Here is a 13,565-nt window from a genome sequence, read left to right as displayed (position 1 = left end):
TAATAAAAAGAAGCTTGATTGGAGAGATAAACTTATGAAAACAAAAAATATAATTATTATTGGTGCAGCAGGAAGAGACTTCCACAATTTCAATACATATTACCGCGGTAAAGAAGAATACAATGTCGTGGCATTTACAGCGACACAAATTCCAGATATCGATGGACGTAAATATCCGACTGAATTGGCTGGCGAATTATATCCAGAAGGAATTCCGATCTACTCACAAGATCAGCTACCTGAATTAATCAAAGAACTAGAAGTAGATGAATGTGTATTCTCTTATAGTGACCTAAGCTACGATAAAGTGATGGGAATTGGCGCAATTGTGAACTCGGCTGGAGCTAACTTTACATTACTTGGATCAAAAGCAACGATGATCAAAAGTAATAAACCCGTTATTTCTGTTTGTGCAGTTAGAACAGGAACAGGGAAGAGTCAGACGTCACGTAAAATTATCGAAACATTGCTTGAGCATGACTTGAAAGTAGTAGCGATCCGTCACCCAATGCCTTATGGCGATTTGGCTGAACAACGTGTACAGCGTTATGCAACAGTAGAAGACTTCAAAAAACATAAATGTACGATTGAAGAAATGGAAGAATACGAGCCGCACGTTGACCGTGGTAATATCATCTATGCAGGGGTAGATTACCAAGACATTCTTGACGCAGCTGAAAATGATCCTGACGGCTGTGACGTAATCCTTTGGGATGGTGGAAACAACGACTTTTCATTCTACGAGCCGGACTTGGCGATCACAGTTCTTGATCCACACCGTCCAGGCCATGAGTTGAAATACTATCCAGGTGAAGTTTGCTTGCGCACAACAGACGTATCAATTATCAATAAAATCGACAGTGCATCGGAAAAAGCGATTCAAACGGTGGAAAATAACATTAAATTTGCAGCACCAAATAGTACCATCATTAAAGCAGAATCAAAAATCTCTGTAGACAATCCTGAAATCATCAAAGGCAAGCGTGTACTGATTGTTGAAGACGGTCCGACATTAACTCACGGTGAAATGAAGCTAGGTGCTGGAGTCATCGCAGCGCAACGTCTTGGAGCAGCTGAAATTGTTGATCCGCGCCCATTTGCGGTAGGAAGCCTAATCACAACGTTCGAAAAGTATCAGCATATCGAAAACATCTTACCGGCTATGGGCTACGGTGATGAGCAGTTAAAAGACCTTGAAGCTACTATCAATGCGGCAGATGTAGATGCAGTGATTATTGGAACACCAATGGATCTTTCACGTGTCATCAATATCAATAAGCCATGTACACGTGTTTATTATGACTTAGATGAAATCGGTACTCCAAATCTTGAAACTGTACTAACAGAGTTCATCAAGAAACATAATCTTTCCACAACAAATGTGTAAGAAAAATGACTAATCAAGCACCTGTAACGGATGAAAATTCGGTTGCAGGTGTATTTTTCTGCTATACTACGAGTAGTACAGTAAGGGGGAAGCATCTTGTTTAATTCAAAAATCATTGACTTAGTCATTGGAGTTGTCATGGGTTATTTTGCATATGATCGAATCGCGACAGGACATACAGGAATGGGTATTTTTTTCGCCGTGCTTGCAGCATTGAACCTTTTGGCATTTTTCCTAAAACTTAGAACTGACAAAAATGTTCAGCAAAAACAACTATAAAACGAATCAGTTGTTCCTTTCTCCACAATCTTGTAGTATAATAAAAAGATTGTAATTTTTGAAATGAGGCTAGAAATCAAATGAAAAAATCGATATACGGTTTGACAATTGAACAATTGACAGACTTTCTTATAGAAAACGGACAAAAAAAGTACCGTGCAGCACAAGTTTGGGACTGGCTCTATAAAAAGCGTGTCTTATCTTTTGATGAAATGAATAATATTAATCAAGAAACCATTGATGTATTGAATGAAAACTTCTCGGTTCAAACACTTGAGCAAAACGTTAAGCAAGTTTCACAGGACGGCACTGTGAAATTCCTTTTCAAAATGCATGATGGCAACTTGATCGAAACGGTTTTGATGAAATTCCCTTATGGTCATTCTGTTTGTGTCACAACACAAGTCGGATGTAATATCGGTTGCAGTTTCTGTGCAAGCGGACTTTTGCGCAAAAATCGTGATCTAGATGCAGGGGAAATTGTGGGTCAAATTATGAAGGTGCAAGAGTATCTTGATGGCAAAGGCGAAGATGAACGCGTAAGCCATATTGTAGTTATGGGTATAGGCGAGCCGTTCGACAACTATTCGAACCTGATGGACTTCCTTCATGTCGTAAATCACCAAAAAGGTCTATCAATCGGTGCGCGTCATATTACGGTTTCAACAAGTGGTCTGACAGAGAAGATCAAAGACTTTGCAGATGAAAAACTACAAGTAAACTTGGCGGTTTCATTACATGCGCCGAATAATGAGTTACGTTCATCCATCATGAAGATTAACAAAGCATTCCCGATTGAAAAATTGATGGATTCAATCAACTATTATTTAGAAAAAACGAATCGTCGTATCACATTTGAGTATATTTTATTGCGTGACGTGAATGACCACGTCAAAGAAGCAGAAGAGTTGGGTCGATTGCTTGCGGATAAGCGTCACCTTTCATACGTCAACCTAATTCCGTACAATCCAGTAGATGAACATGGCCAGTATCAGCGGAGTGAACCCGAGGCGATTAAATCGTTCTACGAAGCGCTTAGACGCAAAGGGATCAACGGTGGAGTACGTCTTGAAAACGGTACAGATATTGATGCGGCATGCGGTCAACTACGAAGTAAACAAATCAAAAAAACAAAAAAACAACCGGTCGGAGAATAATTCTCCAACCGGTTTTTACTTTTTACGCGCTAATTTTACGATGAATTGAACGATCACAGAGATTGCTAGTCCGAATGATGAAATAATGAACAGCGATAAAATTCCGATGGCTTCCGAAAATTCATTATCCATCATGATAAAGCTGCGGAACATCTCAGCAAATGCTAGAACAAGGACGACCATGAACATTTTAAATGCAATCGATAGCTGATAGAACAATAAAAGAGAAGTGACAATCCCGACCATCAGACCGAATACGGCGAACGTCAAATAGTTATTAACGATCAAGTCATGTCCAAGAACTGTCCGTACGCCTAAAATGAGTAGAACAAATGAAGTCAGCGCAGTAAAAAAACCGGCTTTCCAATAACGAGAATCCAACACGTACACCTGCTTTCCTTACCTAGTATAGCGGAATCGACGAAATTCGTCACGCAACCCGACTGTTATTTCATGCGTTTTAGATCGGCCAATAACTCTTCTTTATAAGAATCATTTGAGAAGTTATACTCCTTAAGAATATAGCCTTCCGAATCCAGTAGATAGAAATTTGTACCATGGACAACTTGCGTAGAAGATTTATGTTTCAGCACAAAAGTCTGGAACTCTTCCCGAGCAAACGCTTCGAATTGTTGTTGTGAGTAGCCCGTCAGGAAATGCCAGTTTGATTCATCATCAGTAAAGTTTGAAATATAGTCTTTCAAAACTGCAGGTGTATCGGTATCAGGATCTACAGTAAAAGAGACGAAGTTCATTTCGATGTCCTGATCTTTCAATTCTGCTTGTAGGTCTGCCATCTCACTCGTCAACGTTGGACAAACTGTTGTACAATTTGTGAAAATGAAGTCTGCAATCCATGGCGAACCGGAAAGCTCCTTGGAACTGAATGGTTGATCATGCTGATCCGTGAAGGTGAATTCACGGACTTGTTTCCCACGTTCAAGAGGTTGACTGCACCCATTGATGAATAGTACGAGCATCAACAGAAAAGGAATCAGACGTTTCAACTGTTTTCACTCCTTTGTATTTGCTCAGGTAATTCAATGATCACAATGGTTTCTGTTATTTCATTGGAAATCGTGAATGTACCTCCGTGTAACCGAACAATTTCTTTGACGATCGATAGACCAAGTCCAGTACCGCCTGTTGTGCGAGTTCGTGCTTTATCGGTACGGAAAAAGCGTTCTCCGATTCGCTCTACGTCCTCTTCTTCTATGGTCACGCCGTCATTGGCGATGCGATATTGTGCACCTTGCTTACTGGCGGTCAGATGAATAGTAATGGATTGCTCAGCATATTTTACTGCATTATCGATCGTGTTATAAAAGACTTGTTGCAATCGTTTAGGATCACCTTCCAAAATCAATTCCTCATCAATCGATGTGCTCAACTGAATATTTTTGTCCTGTAATCGAATCACAAATAATTCCAACGTATCTAATAGTAATTGCGCAATTGCAATCGGTTCAGTTTCCAGTGTATATACATCCTGTTCCAAATGGTTTAGCTCGACTAAATCATGTATAAGCTTCTTTAAGCGTTCGGTTTCTTTCTCGATGGTTGATAAGTAGTGTTTTACATCATCGGGAGACGAATCAATTTTATTGCGTGAAAGTTGCGCGTAGCCGCTAATATACGTCAATGGTGTCCTGAGCTCATGTACAATATTTGACGTAAAATCTTTCTTGCGCTGATCTTGCTCTTCAAGGGAACGACTCATTGAATCGAATGCAGTCGCCAGTTTACCTATCTCATCTGTCCGTCCTGTATTGAGTCGATTCGAATAATCACCTTTAGACACTTCTTCTGAATAGGTCTGCAATGTTTGCAACGGTTCGAATAGCGAACGCCACACACGCCGCAAAATTAGAAATAGAACGAGGAAGAATAGGCTCCCGACGAGTATCATAATGGGTAAACTGTCGTGAAAAACATCTTGGATCGCAGCGAGCGGAACATATATATATATGAAACCAATCAGTCCGTTTTCTCCTTTAATAGGGAAAATCCCACCGAAGATTTCCCGATTTAGTTCATCTACATAGCCTTCTTTCATAACGGGCTTACCCGTCTCTAATATCTTCTCGTCGCTATCATTGATGAGTGATTGATAATCAATCTTGTAGGGGAAATAGGACGTTAAATCATCTAAGCGATCTACGACGATAATTTCATACTCTGAGACGATGTTATACCATTGAATCTTTTCGATGATCGAATCACTGAGCTCTCCGTAATGATAATGGGAAGCTGTTCGATTTCCTTGATATATGATCGACTCTTTAATTTGTTCTTTATATAATTCGGTATATAAGTAATGAATGAAGAAGAATGAAAATAATATGGTACACGTGATGCTTCCTAAAAATACAAACAACATCTTTTTGCTAAGATTTAAATTATTCATTCAGAGTCCTCTAACTTGTAGCCGATCCCCCATACGGTCTCAATCATTTTACCTGCGTCACCTAGTTTTAAACGAAGTGTTTTAACATGCGTATCAATTGTACGCTCACTGCTTTGATGATCATCGCCCCAGACCAATTCAAGTAATTGTTCTCGGGAATAGGCGCGCCCTTTATGTTTGACTAGCAATAACAGCAAGCCAAATTCCTTCAAAGTCAGATTTAAAGGGTTTCCGTTAAGCTGTGCTGTATACGAGTCTTCATTAATGGTAAGTGGACCAGCTTGTAATATAATTGGTTCAGGATTATGACGGTATGTTCTGCGCAAGACGGCTTCGATCCGCGCGACCAGTTCTCCTGGTAAGAAAGGTTTGACGATGTAGTCGTCTCCGCCAAGTTTTAGACCTTGAACTTTATCCCATTCCTCGCCTCGCGCAGATAGGAAAATCAATGGGATCGATGAAGTGCGTTTCATCTCCTCTGCAAATGTGAAGCCGTCCATATAGGGCATCATCACATCGACAATGCATAAATCTATCGTATGTTGTTTGACGATCGACAGAGCCTGCAAACCGTCGCTGGCTTCGAATACGCTATAGCCCGCATCTTCAAGTATCACACGAATCAAATCACGCATTTGCTGTTCGTCGTCAATGACTAATAATTGGTAACTCAATTTACTACGCCTCATTTCATAAAAGCTTATAGTTTAATTTTCCGTAAAAGATGTGAAATCTACATGAAGTTTCGAGAAGTTGTTAAAACTTCATTGAAATTTCGTAAACATATTTTATAATCATAACAGCTAAACGAATAGATAGGAGAATGAAAAGATGAAACGATTATCAATGTTAGTCATGAGTACAGCTATGATAGGTATACTTGCTGGATGTGGGCAAGACGATGATGTACCTACGGAAGCTGTTTTACCTGAAGTAATTGATGTAGAACTTACAGTACCAGAACAAGGAATTGCTAATGAACCGGTAACTCTAACAACACTTGTAACACAAGGGGAAGAAAAAGTAGATGATGCATCCGAAGTGGAATATGAGATCTGGGAAGAAGGTAAGAAGGAAGACAGTATTCTAGTTGAAACAACAAATGAAAAAGAAGGTATTTATTCAGCAGAAACAACATTCGATACTGACGGTATGTATCACGTTCAAGTACATGTAACTGCACGTGATATGCATGTTATGCCAGAAAAGCAAATCCAAATCGGGGATGCTACCCATCAATCGGATGAACACGAAAATGGCAAAGAAGATGAACATCATGAACACGGCGAAGGAGTAGAAGGTCTTGCTCTTCACTTTGTGCAACCTGAAGGAGCAAAAGCAGCAACAGACACAGAGTTGATGACGCATGCGCAGCTCGACGGTGAAGCAATAAAGGCGCAGGTTCGCTATGAAATCATCTCGGCAGATAAAGAAACCACATGGGTAGATACGGAAGAATCCAAGCCGGGTGAGTATACAGCAAACTATCAATTCCCTAAAGTAGGCAGCTATCAAGTGATTATTCATATCGAAAATGAAGACATTCACGAGCATGAAGAACATACAGTAGAAGTGAAATAAGTACCATCCCTCGTCGCTCCGGTGGTGAGGGTATTTTATTGGGAAGTAAAAGCTGTAATTCATTGATGAAAAGGGTTACACTAGTATACGTGAAAGATTAATGAATCAAGAGGAGTGTTAGCATGACAAATTATCCAGAAAAAACATGTTCAATAGAAAGACTTGTAACTATTCCGGAGGACGTACAAAAAGTACTCAACGGTGAAAAGTGGGCTACTAGACGTAATGGTGTCTATGCATACCCAGGCGAAACGATGACGTTAGAAGGCAAAGAGTTCAAAGTTGAAAAATTATATGAACAAACACTCGGAGAACTGACAGATGAAGACGCCAAATCAGAAGGTCATGAAACAGTTGAAGAATATAAACAGGCGATGCTGTCGATCCACGACAAAATGCCTTGGCTTCCTAAAATGAAGGTTTGGGTGCACGAATATAGCCCAATTCAGAAATAATCTCTTAAATGAACTTTTATTACGGAGCGATTGTCTTTGCACACGTAGTGTCGGCTATAATTTCAGTAGGACCTTTATTCCTCTTGCTGCCATTAATACGCCGGCTACGTTCTGCTAAAGCAGAAGCAGAAGACATCTATCTGGCGATTATCCGAGTCATTATACGACTTGTTATGCATTCAGGCCATGTGCTTGTTGTGACTGGTATATTATTAATTTTATTTGGTCCGTGGCCATGGAACACGTCGTGGATTATTCTCACAATAGGCGTCATGTTGCTGTCCGGGTTCTTCCTGGCAACTGGTTTCTCTTCTGTATTGAAAAGATTCCATGATCCAAGCAAAGACAGGGAAGCGGTACTCAACAAGTTACAACGTACTGCCTGGATTTATATTGGATTGCTTATGGTGATGCTTTGGCTTATGGTACAAAAACCGGCAGTCTGGTAAAATTACATAGCGAGTAAAAAGATGTGTACAATGTTGCACATCTTTTTAATTGCAGGATTTGGTTTGACAGTGAAAATTACAGCGAATATGATGAAGATAGTGTTTTTTGAAAGGAACGATTTAAGATGAAAATGAAACTAGTCGGTCTGCTGACGATCCTTGGAATGCTGTTAACCGCATGCAATCCTACAGGCAGTAATGAAACGATAAAAATTGGTACAACGGCAGGGATTTATGCGAAAGTCATCGATCAGGCATTAAAACCGGCACTTGAAGAACAAGGGTACAAAGTCGAAGTGGAATCATACGTAGATTTAATTGAACCGAATAAAGAGTTGGCTGATGGAGAGATAGCTGCCAACATCAACCAACAACAAATTAATCTTCAACAGTTTAACGAAGAATATGACTTGCCTATAGTTGCTTTGACGGAAGTTCCAAGTGTGGGACTAGGCTTATATTCTAACTCGTTGACGTCGATGGATGATATTCCTAACGGTTCATGGATTACTATTCCGAATGATGAACTAGGCACAGCGAGAGCCCTACGTTTCCTTGAACAACAGGGATTAATTTCATTGGATCCAAGTGCAGCCACTTATGCAGTTACAGAAAAACATATTGATAGTAATCCGAAAAACTTGAACATCCAGCCTATCTTGATTGCACAGCTGATACCATCTATGGCAAGTGGTGATTTAGCCATCATTCCAGACAATTATATTATGGTCAATGAAATGGAATTGGAAGACGCACTAGCACATGAAGAGCTTGGTGAAGAGTTGCAATATATCGTTGCGGTCAGAGAAGAAGATCGTGAGAAGGATTTTGCTTTAGCGATTAAAGAAGCAGTAGCATCAGAGACGTTCCAAGAAGCTATTGATGAACATTTCCAAGGCTTCGGAAAATAAAAACCACGTATGGACTCAACTATGAGCCATACGTGGTTTTTTCATCTACCTTATCTTTGCTGTCGCTTCAAAAAGTCTACATTTGGATAATAGGCATCTTTTACGAGTAAATTCGGTCCAAGACAACGCACTGCAGGACAATGACAGCTTACGCTTTTTGCTAAGGGATGTTGTTGCCATTTCGTATATAAATCCGTCAACTGGTCGGTTTGAATATTCCCTAGTGGAGGAACATCTCCGAAATCTGTCACGATCACGTCTCCGGTAAACATATTGACATTCAACCGAGAACGACCGTCTGGATCATTTCGCACAGTGACATTTTCACTTGCTGCAAGTTTCTCAAATAATTCTTGATCTCTTGCATCGTTACTACAATTATAAAACGGTAAAGTCCCAAATAGCATCCATGTTTGTGGATCACGGTATGACAGCAGATCGAACATTGCTGTACGTGTTTCATCCAAAGTTAGTACATCCAATGAAGAAGCGAAATCGCTAGGATACATAGGATGTATTTCATGGCGACCACATTTCATTTCATGGATAATTTGTTCATGAATGGTCTGTAGATGAGGTAATGTTCGGCGATTCAACATCGTTTCCGCTGACACCATTACACCCATTTCAGACAACGCTCGGCTGTTTTCAATCATTCGTTCGAATTGTGCGGCACGACGCTCACGTGGTGGCTTGCGTTCCATCCGGGCGAATCCACCATCGATGAAATCATCCACTGTACCCCAGTTATGCGAAATATGCAGGACATTCAAATACGGTGCAATTAATTCATAACGTTCAATAGGCATAGTTAGATTCGAATTCATCTGCGTCTGAATTCCGCGCGCATGTGCATGCTGCAATAACGGTACGACATACTGCTCGACAGATTTTTTCGAAAACATCGGCTCGCCGCCTGTTAAGCTAATCGTTCGTAAATGGGGGATTTCATCCAGCCGCTGTAGCAGCAACTCGAGTGGTAATGCTTGTGGGTCTTTTGGTTGTAGCATATATCCAACCGCGCAATGTTCACAACGCATATTGCATAAATAGGTCGTCGTGAATTCTATGCTGGATAGAACTTGCTTACCATGCAAATCTACATCTTGATATGCTTCCCATGCATCTGATAAACGGGAATGTGATAGTACCATGTTCGTAACTCCTTAAGTCAATTAATTTTCATCGCTAGCATATTCTGCTAGGTCTTTCGCATATTTACTCATCGAAGAGGTAGAAACATCGAATGCTTCTGCGATCTCTTTTAATGTCATATCAAGCGGTTCGAAATGTTTATTGTCTAAACCATATCGGATTGCACCCGCAGCAATTGCTAGTTTCTTTCGCGCTTTTGGTTGCTTATCTACTAAGAAATCTTCAAGCACTTCTAACAAAGCTTGGGATTCTCGGTCATGTTGCTTTAAAAATTCAGCAGCCGCCTCTATAACTCCTGCTTCAAATTCGGTAAACTCATCTCCTGTATAGCCACTTTCACCGAGCGCAATCCAGAATTTCATGATGGAGTCTTTGAGTGAAGGATTTTGCGTGTCCGCAAGAGTTTCAGCAAACTGTTTGATCGCTTCCGAATGATCAGTCGGGAAGAAGATTAAACTTGAGACTGCTAGATAGTTACTTTCAGACGTACCATCGGAAAGAATGAAGCAATAGAAGTGGACACCTACGGGAACAGGCTTATCGCTTTCTTTCCACAATTCAATCGTTTCATCACCTAGAATACTTGTAGCCGTTAAATATGTATCTCCGACAGCAGTTACTTCACCGACAAATACCTTCGGCTCTGACCATCTATCAAGTAATTCTAGAATCGATGGGCGAATATGTTTTTTCTTCTGCTTGGCCAAATAGTCGTCCCAAATATCTCTCCGTTGATGGAAGAAGAATTCATCAAGCGCAATCGTTTCAATCATTTCTTGTGGTAAATAACTATTCAATGAAGATTTCCATGTATTTGCAAATTCCACGAACGCCGGTACATCTGGTCGCTCTGGATGAATGTCATAAAACGTCTGTAGTATATTCTCCATTTCATCTGTCAGTAAATCTTCAACTGTCACAGCTTCTTTTCGTTCACAGCACTTTTTATATTTCTTTCCACTGCCACAAGGGCACGGATCATTACGTCCAACCATTAAAACACTTCCCTTTTTAAAATTACTACATCTCTAAGTGTACCAAACGAGAGGCGAGTTCGCATGATATATGTGTGATGAATAAACTGCAGTGAAGTATTCGCTTATTTGTACTAAATAATAGTGGTAGTAGTAATCAAGAAAATGGAAGAAAGCAAAGTATGCAGTTAGATCCTCTCATATGTTCCCGGAAAAAATTAGGTAAACAGGTTACCATTTTGTTTGTTTATCCATATGCTATTTCGAGGTGACCTATGGAGCAGTCTAACTTGCTGTATTTATTGTATGTAGACATCTGTTTAATCATTGGCTTTTATATGTACATCCGAAAAATGAGGAAATTAATAGGTTTCCATTTAGGTATGAATATGAGCATGGATTACATAAGTCTTTTCTACAACGGCTACAGTATTTGGCATCGCATTTTATTTTGAGGCACTTCTGACAGTAATGGTGATCTCCACATTTACAATTATTTTCTTTTTTCAAAGCATTCACCTCCCACCGCTCTATGTAGTATATGAATATCTACTGCTAGAGAGATGATGGAACAACCTAAGAAAGTTGTAATGTCTAGAGATTCATTTTTTATAACAGATAGTGAGTGAAATTCATTCTCCACAAACTTTCTTTCCATAATAATTATATGGCTAAGTATACAAAATGAGAGGCGAGATCGTATAATGCTTTTCTGATCAAAGGATGCTGGAGAAATGAAAAACCACTCTTTGAATCATCTAGATTCAAAGAGTGGTCCATTACGTAGTATTAGCTATCTAGACTTTTAATGAAGTGCAACACTTCATCCGCGGTAGATAGGGAAAGAATATGATCTATCTGTTTTTCTAAGGTAACCTTAGATAGTTTCTGGATTTGTGAACGTGTACGAAGTATGGAAGATGCACTCATGGAAAACTCATCTAATCCCATCCCGAGCAGTATAGGAATCGCCGTTTCATCACGTGCCATTTCTCCACACATTCCCACCATCTTGCCTTCTTTGTGAGCCGCATCAATAATCATTTTGATAAAGCGTAAAATAGATGGATTATACGGCTGGTAGAGGTAAGAAACGTGCTCATTCATCCGATCAGCAGCCATCGTATACTGAATTAAATCATTTGAACCAATGGAGAAGAAATCTACTTCCTTGGCAAATACATCAGCCAAAATAGCTACAGCCGGTGTTTCAACCATAATTCCGAGTTGAATCGTCTCACTTACTTCGATTCTTTCACTAATAAGTTGTTGCTTTACGTCTAAAAATAGTTCTTTTGCTTGCCTGAATTCATTAATCGTTGCGATCATCGGAAACATGATCCTCAAGTTTCCATATATACTGGCACGCAATAAAGCGCGTAACTGTGTTCTAAACATCTCTTCATGATCAAGACATAGACGGATTGCTCGTAATCCTAAGAATGGATTGGCTTCATGTGGAAGTTGTAAATACGGTAATTCTTTGTCTCCACCAATGTCTAGAGTACGAACAATGGTAGCGCTTCCGTTCATTTGCTCTAGCACGCTTTTATATGCTTCAAACTGCTCATCTTCGGTAGGGAATTGTTCTTTTCCCATGTAAAGAAACTCCGTCCGGAATAATCCAATCGCTTCTCCACCATTTTTCAAGACATTTTCCACATCATCGGGTGTCCCAATATTTCCAGCTAATTCAACGCGATGACCATCAAGTGTAATAGCAGGCTCATTCGCAAGTAACTGCCATTCGGCTTTTTGTTTGGCAAATGCCTGCTGCTTTTCTTGATAAACGGCTAATGTTTCTGCGTCAGGGTTTACAATAACCTTCCCAGCTTCACCGTCTACAATAATGATTTCACCGTTTTGAATCATAGCCATTGCGGTTTTACTTCCGACAACGGCTGGAATTTCCAATGTTCTCGCTAAAATAGCAGAGTGAGAAGTAGGACCCCCAATATCTGTTACGAAACCTTTAATTAGTTCAGGATTCAGTTGAACAGTGTGAGAAGGCGTCAAGTCTTCTGCAATGATGACGACCTCTTGCGTAATGTCTTCGGGCGTTTGAATGCTGACGCCGAGCAAATGGGAAAGGATTCGTTTTGTTACATCCCGAATATCAGCAGCGCGTTCTCTCATATATGGATCATCCATCGCTTCGAAAATTGAAACATATAAGTTTGCCGCTTCTTGTACTGCATATTCGGCGTTTACGTGTTGCGTCTGGATTGTATCTGTAATAGCTGTGCGTAATTCTGGATCGTCGAGAACAAGTACATGTGCACTGAAAATAGCTGCTTCCTGTTCACCGAACTTTTCTTGTGTCTGTTTCTGAATCGTCGTCAATTCTGATCGGGAATGAGAAAGAGCGTTTTGTAGACGATCTATCTCTGTTGACACGTCTGAAATGGATTCCTTCAGTACAGTCAACTCCGCATTTTCTAGACGAAAGGCTTTGGCGATAGAAATACCATTGGAGGCTGCGATGCCCTGAAGGATCTTTGTCATTAGTCTTCTGCGCCTTCAGATCGTAATAATTCCTCCAGCTTGTTCATCGCGTCTATTTCATCTTCACCATCCGCAATCAATGTAATTGTAGATCCTCCAGCGACGCCAAGTGACATCACACCAAGAATAGATTTTAGATTTACCTTTTTTTCTTTATACTCAAGTGAAAGTTCTGATTTAAAAGGGGTAGCAGCAGCGACCAATTGGGCGGCTGGACGAGCGTGAAGCCCTTCACCATTGCTGAATATGAATTGTTTTTTTATCATTACGAAAACCTCCTATGAATTGTTTTGAATGTTTTTGAC

15 protein-coding genes are annotated in these 13,565 nt (G+C 40.1%); 7 read left to right on the top strand and 8 right to left on the bottom strand.

Annotated elements, in window-relative coordinates; genetic code table 11:
- Positions 1 to 34: 34 nt before the first annotated feature.
- From SporoP32a_RS03585 to rlmN, 3 genes are all read left to right on the top strand, one after another.
- Positions 35 to 1,387, top strand: a complete 1,353-nt coding sequence (locus SporoP32a_RS03585; protein ID WP_085426673.1) for a cyclic 2,3-diphosphoglycerate synthase — start codon at positions 35 to 37, stop codon at positions 1,385 to 1,387.
- Positions 1,388 to 1,483: 96 nt separating this feature from the next.
- Positions 1,484 to 1,666, top strand: a complete 183-nt coding sequence (locus tag SporoP32a_RS03580) for a hypothetical protein (RefSeq protein ID WP_085426672.1) — start codon at positions 1,484 to 1,486, stop codon at positions 1,664 to 1,666.
- Positions 1,667 to 1,746: 80 nt separating this feature from the next.
- A complete protein-coding gene (gene rlmN, locus SporoP32a_RS03575; RefSeq protein ID WP_085426671.1) occupies positions 1,747 to 2,823 on the top strand; it encodes a dual-specificity RNA methyltransferase RlmN in 1,077 nt (358 codons plus the stop codon).
- Between the two features lie 15 nt (positions 2,824 to 2,838).
- On the opposite strand, the gene SporoP32a_RS03570 is transcribed toward rlmN, so the two are convergent.
- The 4 genes from SporoP32a_RS03570 to SporoP32a_RS03555 form a co-directional block, all read right to left on the bottom strand.
- Entirely contained in the window at positions 2,839 to 3,204 is a 366-nt protein-coding gene (locus SporoP32a_RS03570) for a hypothetical protein (RefSeq protein ID WP_099692496.1), read from the bottom strand.
- Between the two features lie 65 nt (positions 3,205 to 3,269).
- Positions 3,270 to 3,830, bottom strand: coding sequence for an SCO family protein (locus tag SporoP32a_RS03565; RefSeq protein WP_232319577.1), 561 nt, complete (start codon positions 3,828 to 3,830; stop codon positions 3,270 to 3,272).
- Positions 3,827 to 5,230 (bottom strand): sensor histidine kinase, encoded by a 1,404-nt coding sequence (locus SporoP32a_RS03560; protein WP_085426669.1) that lies wholly within the window; start codon positions 5,228 to 5,230, stop codon positions 3,827 to 3,829. Before SporoP32a_RS03560 ends, SporoP32a_RS03565 begins: the two co-directional genes overlap by 4 nt.
- Positions 5,227 to 5,919: a response regulator transcription factor gene (locus SporoP32a_RS03555; RefSeq protein ID WP_085426668.1), complete on the bottom strand. Its 693-nt coding sequence runs from the start codon at positions 5,917 to 5,919 to the stop codon at positions 5,227 to 5,229. The genes SporoP32a_RS03560 and SporoP32a_RS03555 overlap by 4 nt, the downstream gene beginning before the upstream one ends.
- Before the next feature lie 142 nt (positions 5,920 to 6,061).
- On the opposite strand from SporoP32a_RS03555, the gene SporoP32a_RS03550 reads away from it, so the two are divergent.
- From SporoP32a_RS03550 to SporoP32a_RS03535, 4 genes are all read left to right on the top strand, one after another.
- Positions 6,062 to 6,811 (top strand): FixH family protein, encoded by a 750-nt coding sequence (locus tag SporoP32a_RS03550; protein WP_085426667.1) that lies wholly within the window; start codon positions 6,062 to 6,064, stop codon positions 6,809 to 6,811.
- Positions 6,812 to 6,933: 122 nt separating this feature from the next.
- Complete coding sequence (locus SporoP32a_RS03545; RefSeq protein ID WP_085426666.1) at positions 6,934 to 7,266, top strand: ASCH domain-containing protein; 333 nt, start codon at positions 6,934 to 6,936, stop codon at positions 7,264 to 7,266.
- An 8-nt stretch (positions 7,267 to 7,274) separates the two neighbouring features.
- On the top strand, positions 7,275 to 7,715 hold the full coding sequence (locus SporoP32a_RS03540) for a DUF2269 family protein (RefSeq protein ID WP_085426665.1): 441 nt from the start codon (positions 7,275 to 7,277) through the stop codon (positions 7,713 to 7,715).
- Positions 7,716 to 7,840: 125 nt separating this feature from the next.
- Complete coding sequence (locus tag SporoP32a_RS03535) at positions 7,841 to 8,626, top strand: MetQ/NlpA family ABC transporter substrate-binding protein (protein WP_085426664.1); 786 nt, start codon at positions 7,841 to 7,843, stop codon at positions 8,624 to 8,626.
- Between the two features lie 50 nt (positions 8,627 to 8,676).
- Here the strand turns inward: SporoP32a_RS03535 and yfkAB are convergent, their stop codons facing one another.
- From yfkAB to SporoP32a_RS03515, 4 genes are all read right to left on the bottom strand, one after another.
- A complete protein-coding gene (gene yfkAB, locus SporoP32a_RS03530) occupies positions 8,677 to 9,780 on the bottom strand; it encodes a radical SAM/CxCxxxxC motif protein YfkAB (protein ID WP_085426663.1) in 1,104 nt (367 codons plus the stop codon).
- 21 nt (positions 9,781 to 9,801) lie between these two features.
- Positions 9,802 to 10,776 carry a YecA family protein gene (locus SporoP32a_RS03525; protein ID WP_085426662.1) on the bottom strand — a complete coding sequence of 325 codons (975 nt, stop codon included), beginning with the start codon at positions 10,774 to 10,776 and terminating at the stop codon, positions 9,802 to 9,804.
- A 768-nt stretch (positions 10,777 to 11,544) separates the two neighbouring features.
- Positions 11,545 to 13,260, bottom strand: coding sequence for a phosphoenolpyruvate--protein phosphotransferase (gene ptsP, locus SporoP32a_RS03520; protein ID WP_085426661.1), 1,716 nt, complete (start codon positions 13,258 to 13,260; stop codon positions 11,545 to 11,547).
- Entirely contained in the window at positions 13,260 to 13,526 is a 267-nt protein-coding gene (locus SporoP32a_RS03515; RefSeq protein ID WP_085426660.1) for an HPr family phosphocarrier protein, read from the bottom strand. Before SporoP32a_RS03515 ends, ptsP begins: the two co-directional genes overlap by 1 nt.
- Between the last annotated feature and the right edge of the window lie 39 nt (positions 13,527 to 13,565).

This window comes from Sporosarcina ureae (genome assembly GCF_002109325.1).
GTDB lineage: Bacteria > Bacillota > Bacilli > Bacillales_A > Planococcaceae > Sporosarcina > Sporosarcina ureae_C.
The sequence above is the reverse complement of the archived record's forward strand: the minus strand, read 5'-3'. Positions and strand labels throughout refer to the sequence as shown.